We start from the raw sequence: 16,941 nt of genomic DNA on the forward strand, positions 1-16,941 counted from the left end.
CCCGGTCTTAGAAGCTGCCGCCGAAGGTGAACTGCAGGCGTTCGATCTGGTCCGAACGCTCGCGCTGGATCGGCAGGGCATAGCTGATTTGGATCGGGCCCATGGGCGATTCCCACTGCAGCGCCACGCCGGTCGAGATGCGCAGGGTCTTGGCTTCCCAGTCGTCGAATCCGTTATAGACGTTGCCGTAGTCGATGAAGGTCGACAGGCGGGTGCCGCGGCTGTCGAACAGCGTCGGGAAGTAGAACTCGATCGTGCCGGCGGTCTTGAACGAACCGCCGATGGGCTGGCGGAAGCCGTCGGACGTGAACTGGTAGGTCGGGCCGACGGTGTTGACCTCGAAGCCGCGGATCGAGTTCGGGCCGCCCGCGTAGTAGTTGCGGAAGAACGGCAGGCCGCAGTTGGTGGTCGTGGTGATGATGTCGCCTTCGGTGTCGAAGCTCTGGCACAGCGCCTTGCTGGTGTCGCCGTAGCTGTCACCGAAGCCGATCTCGGCGCCGAACTTCATCACCAGCCAGTTGGTGAGCGGCATGTAGTGTTCGAAGTTGTAGCCGAGCTTGTAGTACTCGAGGTCGCTGCCGGGCAGCACGAACTCGGCGCTGATGCGGTGGTAGCTGCCGCGCGTGGGCAGCAGGAAGTCGTTGCGCGAATCGCGCACCCAGCCGGTCTGCAGGCGCCAGGCATTGACGTTCCACTTGCGCGAACCGCCGGACTGCAGCGGGTCGGTGGTGCTCGGGTCGTCGTCGTCGTTGTCCGCCGGCGTTTCGGGATCTTGGTCGTCGTCGATATGGAACTGCGGGAAGCGCTGGCGGTCGCCCAGGGTGCTGACCAGGTACTGGATCAGCGGTTCGGGCGTGAAGCCGTCCTGGGTGGTGATCGCGTTGCGATCGATGCCCACCGAGAACTGGATCGAGTCGGTTTCGGTCAGGGGCAGGCCGACCAGGGCTTCGGCGGACGCGACGGCATTGTTGTACTGGGCCAGGTTGGCGTCCTGGCGCGAGTAGCTGTAGTCGCTGTAGCTGAGGTTGTAGCCCAGGCTGACGCCCGAATCGGTGAAGTACGGGTCGGTGTAGCCCAGCGAATACTGCTTGGAGAAGCTGTTGTTCTGCACCGCGATCGCGACGCGGTTACCGGTGCCGAGGAAGTTGTTCTGCACCAGCTGCAGGCTGGTGATCAGCCCGTAGGTCTGCTGGTAGCCCAGGCCGAAGGTGAACTGGCCCGAGTTGCGTTCCTTGACGTTGACGACCACGTCCACCATGTCCGGCGTGCCGGCCACTTCCGGGGTCTCGATGTCGATTTCCTCGAAGAAGCCCAGGCGCTGCAGGCGGACCTTGGAGCGGTCCACCGCGGCCTGCGAGAACCAGGCGCCCTCGAACTGGCGCATCTCGCGGCGCAGCACTTCGTCGGCGGTGCCGGTGTTGCCCTTGAAGACGATGCGGCGGACCTGCACGCGCGGGCCCGGTTCGACGAAGAAGTTCAGGCCGACGACGCGGTTCTCGCGGTCGATGTCCGGCACCGGGTTGACCTGGGCGAAGGCGTAGCCGATGTTGCCCAGCACCGCGATCATCGCGTCGGTGCTCAGCTCGACGCGGGCGCGGGAGAAGGTGGCGCCCTCGGCGACGAACAGCAGCTTCTCCATCTCCTCGACCGGCAGGATGGTGTCGCCGGAGACCTTGACGTCGCCGATGGTGTAGACCTCGCCTTCGGCGATGTTGGCGGTCACGAAGATGTCGCGCTTGTCCGGGCTGATCGCGACCTGGGTCGACTCGACGTTGAAGTCGACGTAGCCGCGGTCGAGGTAGTAGTTGCTCAGCTTCTCGAGGTCGCCGGAGAGCTTCTCGCGCGAGTACTGGTCGTCGCGGCGGTACCAGGACAGCCAGTTGCTGGTGTCCGACTCCCAGCTCTGGCGCAGGTCTTCCTCGAGGTAGGTCTCGTTGCCGACGATGTTGATGTCGCGGATGCGCGCGGCCTTGCCTTCCTCGACGACGATGGTGATGTCGACGCGGTTGCGGTCGAGGTTGGACACCGAGGGCAGGATCGAAACGTTGTACTTGCCGCGGTTGTTGTACTGGCGGATCAGTTCCTGGGTGATGCGGTCGAGGTTGAGCGGGTTGTAGGTCTCGCCCTCGGCCAGGCCGATGCTGCGCAGGCCGGCCATCAGGTCATCGGTCTTGATGTCCTTGTTGCCGCTCAGGGTGATGCTGTTGATCGCCGGGCGCTCGGTCACCACCACCACCAGGATGTCGCCCTGGCGTTCGAGGCTGACGTCGCTGAAGAAGCCGGTGCGGAACAGGGCGCGGATCGCGTCGCCGGACCGGCCGCGGTCCAGCGTGTCGCCACGCTCGACCGGCAGGTAGGTGAACACCGTGCCCGCGGAAATGCGCTGCAGGCCCTCGACCCGGATGTCGGCGACCTCGAACGGCTCGTAGTTCTGGGCGTAGGCGGGGCCGGCAAGGGCGGCGGCGAGCGCAATGCTCAGGAGGCGGCGTCGGACAGTGGGTCGCGTCATCATAAATCCGTGGAAACCGGGCCAGGTGGCCCGCAATGGGTGGAAGCTCAGGAACCGAGCCGCAAGATATCGTTGTAAAAGGCCAGGCCCATCAGGCCGGCCAGCATGGCCAGTCCGATGTATTGGCCTGCTACCAGGCCGCGTTCGCCGACCGGACTGCCTTTGACCAGCTCGATAAGGTAATACAGCAGGTGCCCACCATCCAAGACGGGGATGGGCAGCAGGTTCATGATGCACAGGCTCAGCGAGAGTATCGCGAGGAAGTTAAGAAACCATGCGGGGCCCAGGCTGGCGCTGCCGTTGGCGACCCGCGCGATGGTGATCGGGCCCGAAATATTCTTCAGCGATGCCTGGCCCGAGACCATGCGCCAGAGCATCCCGAGCACGTCCGAGGTCATCTGGCGGGTTTCCGCCAGGGCCGCCGGGACCGCGGCCAGGGGGCCGAAGCGAAGCAGGGCGTCCTGTTCGACCGGCGCGGCCAGCACGCCCAGCTGCCAGAGCCGGCGGCCATCGCGTTCGACCTGCAGCGGCCGGGCCTCGAGGTCCAGGCGGCGCCCGTCGCGTTCAACCTGAACAGCCAGCGGGGTGTCGGGACCGGCGAGCTGCTGGAGCAGCGGCGCGACCTGGTCGTAGGTGTCCACCGGCCGGCCGCCCAGGGCCAGGATGCGGTCGCCCGCCTGCAGGCCGGCCTGCGCGGCCGCCGAACCGGGCTCGACCTCGCCGATGACCGCCGGCCAGGCCAGGGCCAGGCCCAGGTCGGAAAACGGGCGTTCTTCGCTCAGGGCCAGGCCCGGGCGGTCCAGCGGCAGCAGCCGGACGCGTTCGTCGCCCCCGGCGGTGCGCACCCGCACGGGGGTGGCTTCACGGTCGATGATGGCCGTGGCCAGGGCGATGCCGGCCTCGCTCCAGGTGCGGGTCGGGCGGCCGTCGACGTCGAGCAGGCGGTCGCCGGCCTGGAAGCCGGCCTCGGCGGCGAGGCCCTGGACGCGGCCGACGTCGGGCTGGAAGTCTGGCTTGCCGACCACGAACATGGCCCAGAGCAGGCCGATGCACAGCAGCAGGTTGGCCACCGGGCCGGCGGCGACGATGGCGATGCGCTGGCCGACCGGCTTGGCGTTGAAGCTTTCGTGGCGCTCCGAGGGCGCGACCTCGACCTCGCGTTCGTCGAGCATCTTCACGTAGCCGCCCAGCGGGATCCAGGCCACCACGTATTCGGTGCCGTCGCGGCCCACGCGCTTCCACAGCGGCTTGCCGAAGCCCACCGAAAAACGCAGCACGCGCACGCCGCAGCGCCGGGCGACCCAGTAATGGCCGAACTCGTGGAAGGTGACCAGGATGCCCAGGCTCACGATCAGCCACCACACCGAGCCGAAGAACTCCATCATTGCAGCCGCATCCTCGTGATCAGTTCGCCGGCCAGGCGCCGGGCAGCGGCGTCGGTCTCGAGCAGGTCGTCCAGGGAATCGGCCGGGCCCGCCGGGGTCGCATCCAGGCAGGCCTGGACCAGGTCCGGGATACCAAGGAAGCCCAACTGGCCCTGAAGGAAGGCTGAAACCGCCACTTCATTGGCGGCGCTGAGCACCGCCGGGGCGCTGCCGCCGGCTTCGAGCGCGCGGTAGGCCAGGGCCAGGCAGGGAAAGGTTTCCAGGTCCGGCGCTTCGAAATCGAAGCGGGCCAGGGAGGCCAGGTCAAGCGGCGCCACGCCCGAATCGATGCGTTCGGGCCAGGCCAGGCCGTAGGCCAGGGCCGTGCGCATGTCCGGATTGCCCAGTTGGGCCAGGACCGAACCGTCGACGTAGTCGACCAGCGAGTGGATGACCGACTGCGGGTGCACCACCACCTCGATGCGTTCGGGCGGCAGGCCGAACAGGTGCCGGGCCTCGATCACCTCCAGGCCCTTGTTCATCAGCGTCGCCGAATCGACGGAGATCTTCGGGCCCATGTCCCAGTTCGGGTGGGCGCAGGCCTGTTCGGGCGTCACCTTCGCCAGCGCGGCGCGGTCGCGGCCACGGAATGGCCCGCCGGAGGCGGTGAGCAGCAGCCGGCGCACGCCCTGGCGGCCGTCGTCGGCCGGCAGGCACTGGTAGATGGCGTTGTGTTCGCTGTCCACCGGCAGGATGCTGGCGCCGCCTTCGCGGGCGGCGCGCATCAGCAGTTCGCCGGCCAGCACGACCGATTCCTTGTTGGCCAGCAGCAGCCGTTTGCCGCTGCGGGCGGCGGCCAGGGTCGAGGCCATGCCGGCGGCGCCGACGATGGCGGCGACGACGGTGTCGTTGCCGGGGTCGGCGGCGACCTCGTCCAGCGCTGCCGGACCGGCCAGGGCGCGGGTGGGCAGGCCGCGAGCGGCCAGGCCGTCGCGCAGGGCGGGGTAGGCGGCCGGGTCGGAAACCACCGCGGCATCGGGACGGAAGCGCTCGCACAGCGCCAGCAGGGCGTCCACCCGGCCATGGGCGCTGAGCGCGCCGATGCGGAAGCGGTCCGGATGCCGGGCGACGACGTCCAGGGTCGAACGGCCGATCGAACCGGTGGCGCCGAGCAGGGCGACGGTTTTCAGAGGCCCAGCCATGCCTTGCCCACCACGAACACCGGCAGGGCGGCCAGGATGCTGTCGAGGCGGTCCATCAGGCCACCGTGGCCGGGGAACAGGTCGCCCGAGTCCTTCACCCCCGAGTGCCGCTTCATCAGGCTCTCGAACAGGTCGCCGACCACGGAGATGCCCGCCACGGCCAGCGTCACCAGCCAAAGCGCCGGCAATTGCGTCCAGGCCAGGCCCAGCAGCGGCAGCGCCGGAATGGCGAGCAGGGCGGTGGCCGCCAGGCCGCCGTAGACGCCTTCCCAGCTCTTGCCCGGGCTGATCGTGGGCGCCAGCTTGCGACGGCCCCATTTCGAGCCGGCGAAATAGGCGCCGATGTCGGCCATCCAGACGATGCCCAGGGCGTACAGGGTCCAGCGCGCGCCGTAGGGGTCTTCCGAATGCAGCCAGCCCAGCGCGCACCAGGCCGGGATGATGCCCAGGCTGCCGGCCAGCAGCTTGAGGCTGCGGTTGGCGGGGGTGTCGGCCTTGCCGAACGCCGGACGCGACAGCCACAGGCAGACCATGGCCCACCAGAGCACGCCGAGCAGGCTCACCAGCTTGAGCGTGAACAGGCTCGGCCCACCGCCCCAGACCAGGGCGGCCATCAGCAGGGCGTTGGCGGCCAGGAAGGCGGCACGCGGCATCTTGTCGTGGATGCCGGCGAAATGCGTCCATTCCCACAGTCCGGCCAGCAGCACCAGGGCCACCATGGCCGCCAGCCAGGGCGTGGGCAGGAACAGCACGCCCAGGATCGGCAGGGGTGCCAGCACCAGGGCCGTGGTGACGCGCTGGCGGCGGCTCATGCAACCCCCCCGGCGGCCGGGGCCACCTGGGCGCTGGTGAGGCCGAAGCGGCGCTCGCGCTCGGCGAAATCCACCATGGCGGCATCGAGCACGCTGTCGTCGAGGTCGGGCCACAGGGTTTCGGTGAACCACAGTTCGGTATAGGCCAGCTGCCAGAGCAGGAAATTGCTGATGCGCAGGTCGCCGCCGGTGCGGATGAAAAGATCGGGGGCGGGCTGCCCGGCAAGGCTGAGGCGTTCGCCGAGCCGGGTTTCGTCGATGTCGGCGGGCGCCAGGCGGCCGGCGGCGACGTCTTCGGCCAGGCTGCGGCAGGCCTGGGCGATGTCCCAGCGACCGCCGTAGCCGACGGCGATGTTCAGCGCCAGCCGGACATCCGCCGGCACTTGCCGCTCGGCCTGGCGCATGCGTTCGCGGATCGTGTCGGGGAAACCGCTGCGGTCGCCGATGAAACCAAGGTGCACGCCGCGCCGGTGCAGTTCGTCCACTTCGCTGTCGAGCATGCGCAGGAAGAGCTTCATCAGCGCGCCGACCTCGTCCTCGGGACGGTTCCAGTTCTCGGAGGAAAAGGCGAAAAGCGTCAGCGCCCCGATGCCGTGCGCCAGGCAATAGTCCACGCACACCTGCACCGCCTTGGCGCCGGCGCGGTGACCCAGGGTGCGCGGGCGGTTGCGGCGCTGCGCCCAGCGACCATTGCCGTCCATGATGACGGCCAGGTGGCGCGGCAGGCGCGCAGCGGGCGGGGCGGCTGGGGCGGGCATCGTGGCGGCCTGGCTCAAACCGCCATCAGCTCCTGTTCCTTGGCCTTGACCACCTCATCGACGTCCTTGACGGCCTTGTCGGTGAGCTTCTGGATCTCGTCTTCGCTGCGGCGCAGGTCGTCTTCGGTGACCTGCTTTTCCTTGAGCAGCTCCTTGACCTGCTGGATCGCGTCCCGGCGCACGTTGCGGATGGCGACCTTGGCGTTTTCGCCTTCGGCGTGCACGTGCTTGGACAGCTCCTTGCGGCGCTCCTCGGTGAGCGGCGGCAGGTTGATGCGGATCACGGTGCCGGCGGTGTTCGGGGTCAGGCCGAGGTCGGAGGCCAGGATGGCCTTCTCCACGGCCGCGACCATGCCCTTTTCCCAGGGCGTGATGGTCAGCGACCGGGCGTCGGACACCGACACGCTGGCCACCTGGGTCAGCGGCATGTCCGAGCCGTAGTAGTTCACCTTCAGGTGGTCGACCAGGGCGGTCGTGGCGCGGCCAGTGCGCAGTTTGGTCAGGTCGTGGCGGAAGGCCTCGACGGACTTGTTCATGCGGGTCTGGGCGTCTTTCTTGATTTCTTCGAGCATCGCTGGCTCCGCGGACGGGTCGGATTCTGGGGCAAGCCCGGGATTATAGGCGCTAAACCCGGGGGCAGGCGCCTGCGGGCGCTCAGCCGGCGTCGACCAGGGTTCCCAGCGGCTCGCCGCGCAGGATGCGCATCAGGGCACCGGGCTGCATCATGTCGTAGATGCGCACGGGCACCTTGTTGTCGCGGCACAGTGCGAAGGCGGCGGTGTCCATCACCTGCAGGTTGCGGGCGATCACCTCGTCGTAGCTCAGGTGTTCGAAGCGCTTGGCGCCGGGGTTCTTCTTCGGGTCGGCGTCGTAGATGCCATCGACCTTGGTGGCCTTGAGCAGCAGGTCGGCGCCGATCTCGCTGGCGCGCAGGCCGGCGGCGGAATCGGTGGTGAAGAACGGGTTGCCGGTGCCGGCGGCGAACAGGGCGATGCGGCCCTTTTCCATGTGCCGGATCGCGCGGCGACGGATGTAGTCCTCGCAGACCTCGTTGATCTTGATCGCGCTCATCACGCGGGCGAAACCGCCTTCCTTCTCCAGCGCATCGGCCATGGCCAGGGCGTTGATGACGGTGGCCAGCATGCCCATGTGGTCGCCGGTGACCCTGTCCATGCCGGCTTCGGCCAGTCCGGCGCCGCGGAAGATGTTGCCGCCGCCGATGACCAGGCCAATCTCGGCGCCGGCCCGCTGGGCCTCGACGATGTCCTTGGCCATGGCCTGGATGACCTTGGGATCGATGCCGTAGTCCTCGTTGCCCATCAGGGCTTCACCGGAGAGTTTGAGCAGGATGCGGCGGTACTTCAGGGGCTGGGCGCTCATGGAACTCTCCGGTGGCAGGGCAAACGGCGAAATTCTAGCCGATCGCGGGGTCCCAACGGCTGTTCCGGGAAAAAATTCGGCGGAGCGGCGACGCCGCCGCTCCGCCAGGTTGCCCGGACCCCGGAGGGCCGGGCCACCATTCGGTGCCTTACTTCCAGTTCGCCAATTCGGCGTCGGTGACGTAGCCGTCGCGGTTGCGATCGACCAGCGACCACTCGAAGTGCAGGGCGTGGTCGTCGGGAACCTCGCTGCGGTCCAGGCGCTGGTCGCCATTGGCGTCCAGGTCGGCCACCTTCACGGCGTACTCGTCGGCATTGGGCAGGGGCGGCTGCACGGAGGTGACGGTCACCGGGCCGGTGCTGGCCTCGAACTGCGCCTGCGGACCGGATTCGACGTTCTGGGCCAGGGCCGGGCCGGCAATCAGCAGGGCCAGGCAGGCCAGGGGGGCTCGGGTGCTCATCAACGTACTCCCTTGGGTTGGGGTGGTGCGGGGGAGACTTGCAAGCCTTGGCCAAACCCTCGATGAATCCGGAAATCATCGTTCAGAAAGCAGAAGGGCCGCGGTTCGCACCGCGGCCCTCCAGGTAACGCCCGTGGCGATGGATCAGGCCAGGCCGGCCTGCTTCATCACTTCGGCGGCGTAATCCTCGACCACCTTCTCGATGCCCTCGCCAACGGCCAGGCGCTGGAACTGCACCACGTCGGCGCCGGCGGCCTTGAGCGCCTGCTCGACGCTCTGGTCGGTGTTGAGCACGTACGGCTGGCCGTAGAGCGTGACTTCGTTGACGATCTTGGCGACCTTGCCGCTCATGATCTTCTCGAGGATCTCGGCCGGCTTGGACTTGTCCTTGTCGGACATCTTGGCCATTTCGATTTCCTTTTCCTTCGCCACGAAGTCGGCCGGCACGTCGGCGGCCTTGTTGTAGGGCGGGTTCATCGCAGCCACGTGCATGGCGATGCCGCGGGCCAGGTCGGCGTCGCCGCCCTTGAGCTCGACCAGCACGCCGATGCGGCCGCCGTGGATGTAGGCGGCGACGTGGTTGCTGCTGTCGATCTTGGCCAGGCGGCGCACCTGGACGTTTTCGCCGACCTTGGCGATGACGGCGGCGCGGGCCTCTTCGACGGTATCGCCGGCGGCGACCTTGGCCGACTTCAGGGCTTCGGCGTCGGCGGCGCCGGAAGCCAGCGCGGCCTGGGCGACGGCGTCGGCGAAGGCGACGAAGTTGTCGTCCTTGGCCACGAAGTCGGTTTCCGAGTTGATCTCGACCAGCACGGCCTTGCCGCCGTCCTGGGCCGCGACGATGCGGCCTTCGGCAGCCACGCGGCCGGCCTTCTTGTCGGCCTTGGCCAGGCCGGACTTGCGCAGGGCCTCGGCCGCGGCGTCGATGTCACCGGCGGACTCGGACAGGGCCTTCTTGCATTCCATCATGCCGGCGCCGGTGCGCTCGCGCAGTTCCTTGACCAGGGAAGCAGTAATTTCCATGGGGGTCTCCAAATTCAGTGGGTGGCGCGCCGGCGGATGGCCGGCGTGCGCGAAAGGGGGGTGCCGCGGCGCAGGTTGGCGCCGCGGCGTGACGCCGTTGTTACTTGGCGGTGCGGGCGCGCGGAGCGCGGGCGCGCGGGGCCGCCTTCTTGTCTTCCTTGGCGACCGGGTTGCCTTCGGCGTCGAGCTCGACGAAATCGTCGGCGGCGACGTGGGCCTGCGGCGAAGCGGCCTTGCCCTCGAGCACGGCGTCGGCGGCGGCACGCACGTACAGCTGCACGGCGCGGATGGCGTCGTCGTTGCCCGGGATGGCGTAGTCGACCACGTTCGGGTCGTAGTTGGTGTCGACCACGGCGATCACCGGGATGCCGAGCTTCTTGGCTTCCTGCACGGCGATGTTCTCGTGGCCGATGTCGATCACGAACAGCGCGTCCGGCAGGCGGCCCATGTCCTTGATGCCGCCCAGCGAGGCCTCGAGCTTGTCGCGCTCGCGGCGCAGGCCCAGCACTTCGTGCTTGACCAGCTTCTCGAAGGTGCCGTCGGTTTCAGCGGCCTCGAGTTCCTTCAGGCGGGCGACCGACTTCTTGACGGTGGCGAAGTTGGTCAGGGTGCCGCCCAGCCAGCGCATGCTCATGTAGGGCATGCCGCAGCGGATGGCTTCTTCCTTGATGGCTTCGCGGGCCGAGCGCTTGGTGCCGACGAACAGGATGGAACCGCGCTTCTGGGCGATGCCCGAGACGAAGTTCATCGCGTCCTGGAACAGCGGCAGGGTCTTTTCAAGGTTGATGATGTGGATCTTGCCGCGGGCGCCGAAGATGTACGGACCCATCTTGGGGTTCCAGTAACGGGTCTGGTGGCCGAAGTGCACGCCGGCTTCCAGCATCTGGCGCATGGTGACCTGGGACATGGTGTTTCCTTTGAAGACAGGGAGCCGGCCGCACGCTGGCGGCGTCGAAGCTCCGGGGTTGGGCCTCCGCCAGGCTGCCGCCTCGAACCCAGGACCGTGGTCCTTGGGCACCCCGGGGCGGGGGATGGCCTGGCGTGTGTATTCACCGGTGACGCCCGGCGTGGGCGGCCCTGAAGACCCCTTGGAGGGGTTTTCCGAGCCCCGGGAGTATAGCCGGCTGGTCCAATCGGCCGCAACTGGGCGATAATCGCGGCCATGAACATCAGCCTGAAGACCCCCGAGGACATCGAGCACATGCGCGTGGCCGGCCGCCTGGCCGCCGAAGTGCTGCAGGTGGTCGCCCCCCACGTCAAGCCGGGCGTCACCACCGCCGAGCTCGACCGCATCTGCCACGACCACATCGTCGACGTGCAGGGCGCCGTGCCGGCCAACGTCGGCTACAAGGGCTTCCCGGCCACGGTCTGCACCTCGGTCAACAACGTCATCTGCCACGGCATCCCCAGCGACGCCAAGGTGCTCAAGGACGGCGACATCATCAATATCGACGTCACCGTCATCAAGGACGGCTGGCACGGCGACACCAGCCGCATGTTCTTCGTGGGCGAGCCCAGCGTGAAGGCCCGGCGCCTGGTCGAGGTCACCCGCGAGGCCATGTTCCGCGGCATCCGCGCCGTCAAGCCCGGTGCGACCCTGGGCGACGTCGGCCACGCGATCCAGAAGTACGCCGAAGGCGAACGCTTCTCGGTGGTGCGCGAGTACTGCGGCCACGGCATCGGCCGCGTCTACCACGACGACCCGCAGGTGCTGCACTACGGCCAGCCGGGCACCGGCGTGGTGCTGAAGAAGGGCATGACCTTCACCATCGAGCCGATGATCAACGAAGGCTCCCGGCACACCAAGCTGCTGGGCGATGGCTGGACCGTGGTCACCCGTGACAAGTCGCTGTCGGCCCAGTGGGAGCACACCGTGCTGGTGACCGACGATGGCGTCGAGATCCTCACCCGCCTGCCCGGCGACGACAACGACCTGTGACCCGGGCCGGCCGGTGAGCGCCGCCCCTGACATCCCCGAACTGGCGACGGCGCTGGCCGAGGCGGCCGACGATGGTGCCTGGCGCGACGCCGCCAAGGCCGGGCTGGCCGCCAGGCGCCAGTTCCTGCGCGAGCGTTTCGACGCCGGCGAGGCCATCGATCGCCTGGTCTCGCGCTGCGCCGACGCCGCAGACCTGGTGGTGCGCGCCGCCTGGCAGCGCTGCCTGGGCGACGAACCCGGCCTCGACCTGATGGCCACCGGCGGCTACGGCCGCGGGGAGCTCTACCCGCAGTCGGACATCGACCTGCTGGTGCTGGCCGAACCCGGGCTCCAGCAGCGCCACCAGGTGGCCATCGGCCGCTTCTTCTCGCTGCTCTGGGACGCCGGCCTGGCCACCAGCCAGGCGGTGCGTTCCACCAGCCAGTGCATCGACGCCGCCCGCGACGACGTCACCGTGCTGACCTCGCTGATGGAGTGCCGTGCCCTGGCCGGCGATCCGGGCGCCCCCAAGGCCCTGGCCGCGGCGCTGGCGCCGACGGTGCTGTGGTCGCCCTCGGACTACTTCTTCGCCAAGCGCGAGGAGCAACAGGCCCGCCACGCGCGCTTCAACGACACCGCCCACAACCTCGAGCCGAGCATCAAGGAGGGGCCGGGCGGCCTGCGCGACCTGCAGACCATCACCTGGATGGGCATGCGCCTGTACGGCGTGCCCGGGCTGCGTGCCCTGGTTCCGCTGGGCCTGCTGGGCGAAGACGAATGCGCCAGCCTCGAGCGTGAATGGCGGGTGCTGGCCCGCCTGCGCTTCGGCCTGCACCTGCTGGCCGGCCGGCGCGAGGAGCGGCTGGGATTCGACTACCAGAAGAACCTGGCCGCCATGCTGGGCCTGAAGGACGAGCGCCGCGACAACCTGGCGGTCGAACAGATGATGCAGGGTTTCTTCCGCAGCGCCGCCACCGTGATGCGCATCAACGACCGGGTGCTGCAGCGCTACGAAGAGCAGCTCTCCGGCCAGGAAGCGCCGGTGCCGCTGGGCGAGGGCTACGAGCTTCGCCACGGCTACCTGGCGATGACCGAACCGGCGCGCCTGGGCCAGGGCCTGGCGCCGGTGCTCGAGCTGTTCGCGGCCTGGGACCGGCAGCCCGACGCGCGTGGCCTGCATTCGGAAACCGCGCGCGCGCTGGGGGAGTCCCTGGGCGCGATCGGGCCCTACGCCGGGCAGCCGGCGTCGCTTCGCGAGCAGTTCATGGCCTTGGTGCAGTCGCCCCACGCCGTGGCCACGCTGACGCGCATGGCGCGCCTGGGCGTGCTGGCGCGCTACCTGCCGGCGTTCGGCAAGGTGTCCGGGCGCATGCAGTACGACCTGTTCCACGTCTACACCGTCGACCAGCACACGCTGACGGTGCTGGCGCACCTGGACGGTTTCGCGCGCAAGGCCGACGAACGTTTCGGCATCGCCCACGAAATCTGGCCGCGCCTGCGCAAGCCGCACGTGCTGCTGCTGGCCGGCCTGTTCCACGACATCGCCAAGGGCCGCGGCGGCGACCACTCCGAACTGGGCGCCACCGATGCCCGCGAGTTCGCGGCGGCCCACGCCATGCCGCAGTCGGACGCCGACCTGCTGGCCTGGCTGGTCGAACAGCACCTGCTGATGTCGACCACCGCCCAGCGCCAGGACATCTCCGACCCCGTGGTGGTGGCGCGCTTCGCCAACAAGGTCGCCGACCGCGAACACCTCGACTACCTGTACCTGCTGACCTGCGCCGACATCGCCGGGACCAGTCCCAAGCTGTGGAACGCCTGGAAGGACCGGCTGCTGGCCGACCTGCACGCGGCCACGCGCTTCGCCCTGCGCCGTGGCCTGGAAAACCCGGTGCACGCCACCGAGATCATGGCCGAGACCCGCGCCGCCGCCCTGTCGCGACTGCTCGGCGAAGGGCTTTCGCGCGAAGAGGTCGAGCGCATCTGGGAGGCCTACCCGGACGTCGGTTTCCTGCGCTACCGGCCCGAACAGATCGCCTGGCAGACCCATGGCATCGCCGCCTCGGGCGGCGCCGACACGCTGGTGATGGTGCGCCCGCACCTCGAGGATGGTGGCCTGGAGGTCTTCGTGCGCACGCCCGACCGTGACGGCCTGTTCGCGGCGCTGGTGGCCACCTTCGACCGCCTGGGCCTGAACGTGCTCGAGGCGCGCGTGCTCAATTCGATCGACGGCTTCGCGCTCGACAACTTCCAGCTGTTCGCGCCCCACGGCCGTGCGCCGGAACCGGCGGCGGTGGAGTCGGCGCTGAAGCTGGCGCTTCGCGATCCCGCCAGGGTGAAGCCGCCGCGCCGCGCCGCGCCGAGGCAGCTTCGCCACTTCCGGGTGCCGGTGAAGGTCGGCTTCGACGCTTCGGCCGACGGCCGTCGCACGCGCATGAGCCTGGTCTGCACCGACCAGCCGGGCCTGCTGGCATCGGTGGCCCAGGTGCTGCGAAAGTTCCGCCTGCGCGTGCACGATGCCCGCATCGCCACCTTCGGCGAGAAGGTGGAGGATTTTTTCCTGCTCACCGATGAGGCCAACGCGCCCATCGATGACCCGGCCCTTTTGGATCAACTGCGCGAGGCCATCGTGGCCGGCGTCGACGGAGAGATGCACCATGGCAAGAAAGAAGCCCAGCACTGAACAGCTGCAGGCGATCATCGAAGACGCCTTCGAGCGCCGGGCCACCCTGACGGCGATGGAGATCGACGGCTCCACGCGTCCGGCGGTGGAGGAGGCGATCGAGCTGCTCGAGTCGGGCAAGGCGCGCGTGGCGGCACCGCACGGCAAGCGTTGGGAGGTGAACGAGTGGCTCAAGAAGGCCGTGCTGCTGTACTTCCGCATCAACGACATGCAGATGATGGAAGGCTTCCCGGCGCCCTACTGGGACAAGGTGCGGCTGCGCTTCGACAACTTCGACGACGCCGACTTCCACAAGCTCGGTGCCCGCGTCGTGCCCGGCGCCATCGTCCGGTCGGGCGCCCACCTTGGCAAGGACGTGGTGCTGATGCCCAGCTTCGTCAACATCGGCGCCTACGTGGGTGCCGGCACCATGGTCGATACCTGGGCCACCGTCGGCAGCTGCGCCCAGATCGGCAAGCACTGCCACATCAGCGGCGGCGCCGGTATCGGCGGCGTGCTCGAGCCGCTGCAGGCCAGCCCGACCATCATCGAGGACGGCTGCTTCATCGGTGCCCGGGCCGAGGTCGTGGAAGGCGTGATCGTCGAGAAGGGCAGCGTGATCGGCATGGGCGTGTTCCTGGGCCAGTCCACCCGCATCTACAACCGCATGACCGGCGAGGTCACCCAGGGCCGCATTCCCGCCGGAAGCGTCGTCGTCTCGGGTTCGCTGCCTTCCGCGGACGGCAAGTACTCACTCTATTGCGCGGTGATTGTCAAGCAGGTTGACGCCAAAACCCGTGCGAAAACTTCTGTCAATGAACTGCTCAGGGGCGCCGTAGAGTAGGTATCCCCCAAAAAACGGGATACCACGCCATGTCCAGGTTCCATCGTTCGTGCCTTTGGGCGCTGCTGGCCAGCTTGTGCCTGGCCCTTCCGGTCCAGGCCCAGGTCGACCTGTCGGGTTTCATCAAGCTCGATGCCTTCAGCGACATCCAGCTTTCCCCCACGGGCGAGTACTACGCCGCCACCGTTCCGCTGGGCGACCGCACCGGGCTGGTGGTGCTGCGCCGCGCCGACAACGAGGTGACCGCGCGCTTCGCGCTGGGCAAGGACACCCACATCAACGATTTTTACTGGGTGAACGACCAGCGCCTGCTGCTGTCCATGGCCGAGGCCTACGGCATGGACGACACGCCCAGCAGCACCGGCGAGCTGTACGGCGTGGACGCCGACGGCAAGAACATCGAACTGCTGGTGGGTTACCGCGCGGTGGGCTCCGGCCCCGGTTCGCGCATCCAGACCCGCACCCAGGAGGCGGTGTCGGCCTTCCTGCTCGACACCCTGCCGGACGAGGAACACGACGTGCTGGTGGAAGTGTGGCCCTTCCACGACGACCCCTACACCCGCGTTGAGCGCATGGACGTGCGCAACGGCAAGCGCCGCCAGGTGGCGCGCTCGCCCGTGCAGCGCGGCGAGTTCACGGTCGACCATGCCCAGGAAGTCCGGTTCGTGCGCGGCTACGTCGACGGCAACGTCAGCCAGCTGTTCCACCGCAAGCGCGCCGGCGACGAATGGGAACTGGTGAACGACGAGCGCAAGTCGGGCCGCATCGAGGTGCCGGTCGGCTTCTCGGCCGACAACCGCACCGCCTACCTGCAGGCCGACAGCCGCAAGGGCCCCGACAGCCTGGTGGCCTTCGACACCGCCACCGGCGAGCGCCGCGCGCTGCTGCAGCACGAGGTCGTCGACCCGGTCGCCATCCTCTACACCCTGGGCGACCGCGGCATCCCGGTGGGTGCGCAGTACCTGGCCGACAAGGTCGAGCAGCGTTTCTTCGACGCCGAATCGGCCGAAGCCAGGCTCTACCGCATGCTGCAGGCGGCCTTCCCGGGCCAGTCGGTCTACGTCACCTCGACCACCCGCGACGGCAAGCTGGCGCTGGTGCAGGTCACCAGCGGCACCAACCCGGGCGACTTCTATCTGTTCGACGTCGCCAACCGGAAGGCCGACTACCTGCTCAGCCGCCGCACCTGGATCGACCCCGAGCAGATGGCCGCGGTGAAGCCGGTGTCGCTCAAGGCGCGCGACGGACTGCCGCTGCACGGTTTCCTCACCCAGGCCGCGGCGGGGCAGGGCAAGCCGGCCCCGATGGTGGTGTACGTGCATGGTGGTCCGTTCGGTGTCTTCGACAGCCTGGGCTTCGACACCGATGCCCAGATCCTGGCAAGCGCCGGTTACGCGGTGCTGCAACTCAATTACCGCGGTTCCGGCAACTACGGCCGGGGCTTCCAGGAGGCGGGTGCCCAGCAGTGGGGCAAGGCCATGCAGGACGACCTGACCGACGCCACCCGCTGGGCGATCGAGCAGGGCATCGCCGACCCCGGCCGCATCTGCATCTACGGCGCCAGCTACGGCGCCTACGCGGCGATGATGGGCGTGGCGCGCGAGCCCGACCTGTACCGCTGCGCGGCCGGCTACGTCGGCGTCTATGACCTGGACCTGATGGTGCGCGAAGACCGCAAGGACAGCCGCATGATGGCCAGCTTCACCCGCCAGTGGGTGGGCGACGCCGGAACCCTCGCCGCCGTGTCCCCGAACCGCCTGGCCGACCGGATCAAGGCGCCGGTGTTCCTGGCCGCCGGCGGCGAGGACCGCGTGGCCCCGGTCGAGCACACCGAGATGATGGAAAAGGCGCTGCAAAAGGCCGGTGCGCCGGTGGAGTCGCTCTATTACAAGAACGAAGGCCACGGCTTCTACAAGGGAGAGCACCGCACCGAGTACTATCGACGCCTGCTGGCTTTCCTGTCGCGCCACCTGGGGGGATCGCCGGCGAAATGACGCCCCGGAGGGCCA

Annotated in this window: 14 protein-coding genes; 4 read left to right on the forward strand and 10 right to left on the reverse strand. The window is 68.7% G+C overall.

The genetic code is table 11. The annotated features are described in order from the left end of the window. Nucleotides 1-7 precede the first annotated feature (7 nt). The 10 genes from bamA to rpsB form a co-directional block, all read right to left on the reverse strand. On the reverse strand, nucleotides 8-2,509 hold the full coding sequence (gene bamA / locus N788_RS12795; RefSeq protein ID WP_034225840.1) for an outer membrane protein assembly factor BamA: 2,502 nt from the start codon (nucleotides 2,507-2,509) through the stop codon (nucleotides 8-10). A gap of 47 nt (nucleotides 2,510-2,556) precedes the next feature. After that, nucleotides 2,557-3,894, reverse strand: a complete 1,338-nt coding sequence (gene rseP, locus N788_RS12800) for an RIP metalloprotease RseP (RefSeq protein WP_034225728.1) — start codon at nucleotides 3,892-3,894, stop codon at nucleotides 2,557-2,559. Beyond that, the gene (locus tag N788_RS12805) at nucleotides 3,891-5,075 is read right to left on the reverse strand and encodes a 1-deoxy-D-xylulose-5-phosphate reductoisomerase (protein ID WP_051924650.1); all 1,185 of its coding nucleotides are present in this window, start codon (nucleotides 5,073-5,075) and stop codon (nucleotides 3,891-3,893) included. Before N788_RS12805 ends, rseP begins: the two co-directional genes overlap by 4 nt. Beyond that, nucleotides 5,060-5,887, reverse strand: a complete 828-nt coding sequence (locus N788_RS12810; RefSeq protein ID WP_034225731.1) for a phosphatidate cytidylyltransferase — start codon at nucleotides 5,885-5,887, stop codon at nucleotides 5,060-5,062. Before N788_RS12810 ends, N788_RS12805 begins: the two co-directional genes overlap by 16 nt. After that, nucleotides 5,884-6,645, reverse strand: a complete 762-nt coding sequence (uppS, locus tag N788_RS12815; protein ID WP_034225844.1) for a polyprenyl diphosphate synthase — start codon at nucleotides 6,643-6,645, stop codon at nucleotides 5,884-5,886. Before uppS ends, N788_RS12810 begins: the two co-directional genes overlap by 4 nt. A gap of 14 nt (nucleotides 6,646-6,659) precedes the next feature. After that, nucleotides 6,660-7,217 (reverse strand): ribosome recycling factor, encoded by a 558-nt coding sequence (gene frr, locus N788_RS12820; protein WP_034225734.1) that lies wholly within the window; start codon nucleotides 7,215-7,217, stop codon nucleotides 6,660-6,662. An 82-nt stretch (nucleotides 7,218-7,299) separates the two neighbouring features. Further along, nucleotides 7,300-8,025: a UMP kinase gene (pyrH, locus tag N788_RS12825; RefSeq protein ID WP_034225737.1), complete on the reverse strand. Its 726-nt coding sequence runs from the start codon at nucleotides 8,023-8,025 to the stop codon at nucleotides 7,300-7,302. Nucleotides 8,026-8,173: 148 nt separating this feature from the next. Further along, the gene (locus N788_RS12830) at nucleotides 8,174-8,485 is read right to left on the reverse strand and encodes a hypothetical protein (protein WP_034225740.1); all 312 of its coding nucleotides are present in this window, start codon (nucleotides 8,483-8,485) and stop codon (nucleotides 8,174-8,176) included. A 144-nt stretch (nucleotides 8,486-8,629) separates the two neighbouring features. Next, nucleotides 8,630-9,508 (reverse strand): translation elongation factor Ts, encoded by an 879-nt coding sequence (tsf, locus tag N788_RS12835; RefSeq protein ID WP_034225743.1) that lies wholly within the window; start codon nucleotides 9,506-9,508, stop codon nucleotides 8,630-8,632. Nucleotides 9,509-9,608: 100 nt separating this feature from the next. Then, nucleotides 9,609-10,415, reverse strand: a complete 807-nt coding sequence (gene rpsB / locus N788_RS12840) for a 30S ribosomal protein S2 (RefSeq protein ID WP_034225745.1) — start codon at nucleotides 10,413-10,415, stop codon at nucleotides 9,609-9,611. Between the two features lie 255 nt (nucleotides 10,416-10,670). Between rpsB and map the strand changes: the two genes are divergently transcribed. The 4 genes from map to N788_RS12855 are packed head-to-tail and all read left to right on the forward strand — an operon-like array spanning nucleotide 10,671 to nucleotide 16,926. After that, nucleotides 10,671-11,447, forward strand: a complete 777-nt coding sequence (gene map, locus N788_RS12845) for a type I methionyl aminopeptidase (protein WP_034225748.1) — start codon at nucleotides 10,671-10,673, stop codon at nucleotides 11,445-11,447. After that, nucleotides 11,398-14,109, forward strand: a complete 2,712-nt coding sequence (gene glnD / locus N788_RS15115; RefSeq protein WP_084696048.1) for a [protein-PII] uridylyltransferase — start codon at nucleotides 11,398-11,400, stop codon at nucleotides 14,107-14,109. The genes map and glnD overlap by 50 nt, the downstream gene beginning before the upstream one ends. Continuing rightward, on the forward strand, nucleotides 13,997-14,932 hold the full coding sequence (gene dapD / locus N788_RS12850) for a 2,3,4,5-tetrahydropyridine-2,6-dicarboxylate N-succinyltransferase (RefSeq protein ID WP_425476486.1): 936 nt from the start codon (nucleotides 13,997-13,999) through the stop codon (nucleotides 14,930-14,932). The genes glnD and dapD overlap by 113 nt, the downstream gene beginning before the upstream one ends. Before the next feature lie 29 nt (nucleotides 14,933-14,961). Further along, nucleotides 14,962-16,926 carry an alpha/beta hydrolase family protein gene (locus N788_RS12855; protein WP_084696049.1) on the forward strand — a complete coding sequence of 655 codons (1,965 nt, stop codon included), beginning with the start codon at nucleotides 14,962-14,964 and terminating at the stop codon, nucleotides 16,924-16,926. Nucleotides 16,927-16,941 lie beyond the last annotated feature (15 nt).

Origin of the sequence: Arenimonas donghaensis DSM 18148 = HO3-R19 (assembly GCF_000743535.1) — a bacterium.
Taxonomy (GTDB): domain Bacteria; phylum Pseudomonadota; class Gammaproteobacteria; order Xanthomonadales; family Xanthomonadaceae; genus Arenimonas; species Arenimonas donghaensis.

Excerpts from the sequence above, each read along its gene's own strand:
- N788_RS12805 (WP_051924650.1), bottom strand. The coding sequence starts at position 5,075 with ATGGCTGGGCCTCTGAAAACCGTCGCCCTGCTCGGCGCCACCGGTTCG.
- N788_RS12810 (WP_034225731.1), bottom strand. The coding sequence starts at position 5,887 with ATGAGCCGCCGCCAGCGCGTCACCACGGCCCTGGTGCTGGCACCCCTG.
- glnD (WP_084696048.1), top strand. The coding sequence starts at position 11,398 with ATGGCGTCGAGATCCTCACCCGCCTGCCCGGCGACGACAACGACCTGT.
- frr (WP_034225734.1), bottom strand. The coding sequence starts at position 7,217 with ATGCTCGAAGAAATCAAGAAAGACGCCCAGACCCGCATGAACAAGTCC.
- N788_RS12855 (WP_084696049.1), top strand. The coding sequence starts at position 14,962 with ATGTCCAGGTTCCATCGTTCGTGCCTTTGGGCGCTGCTGGCCAGCTTG.
- rpsB (WP_034225745.1), bottom strand. The coding sequence starts at position 10,415 with ATGTCCCAGGTCACCATGCGCCAGATGCTGGAAGCCGGCGTGCACTTC.
- uppS (WP_034225844.1), bottom strand. The coding sequence starts at position 6,645 with ATGCCCGCCCCAGCCGCCCCGCCCGCTGCGCGCCTGCCGCGCCACCTG.
- bamA (WP_034225840.1), bottom strand. The coding sequence starts at position 2,509 with ATGACGCGACCCACTGTCCGACGCCGCCTCCTGAGCATTGCGCTCGCC.
- dapD (WP_425476486.1), top strand. The coding sequence starts at position 13,997 with ATGAGGCCAACGCGCCCATCGATGACCCGGCCCTTTTGGATCAACTGC.
- rseP (WP_034225728.1), bottom strand. The coding sequence starts at position 3,894 with ATGATGGAGTTCTTCGGCTCGGTGTGGTGGCTGATCGTGAGCCTGGGC.
- pyrH (WP_034225737.1), bottom strand. The coding sequence starts at position 8,025 with ATGAGCGCCCAGCCCCTGAAGTACCGCCGCATCCTGCTCAAACTCTCC.
- tsf (WP_034225743.1), bottom strand. The coding sequence starts at position 9,508 with ATGGAAATTACTGCTTCCCTGGTCAAGGAACTGCGCGAGCGCACCGGC.
- N788_RS12830 (WP_034225740.1), bottom strand. The coding sequence starts at position 8,485 with ATGAGCACCCGAGCCCCCCTGGCCTGCCTGGCCCTGCTGATTGCCGGC.
- map (WP_034225748.1), top strand. The coding sequence starts at position 10,671 with ATGAACATCAGCCTGAAGACCCCCGAGGACATCGAGCACATGCGCGTG.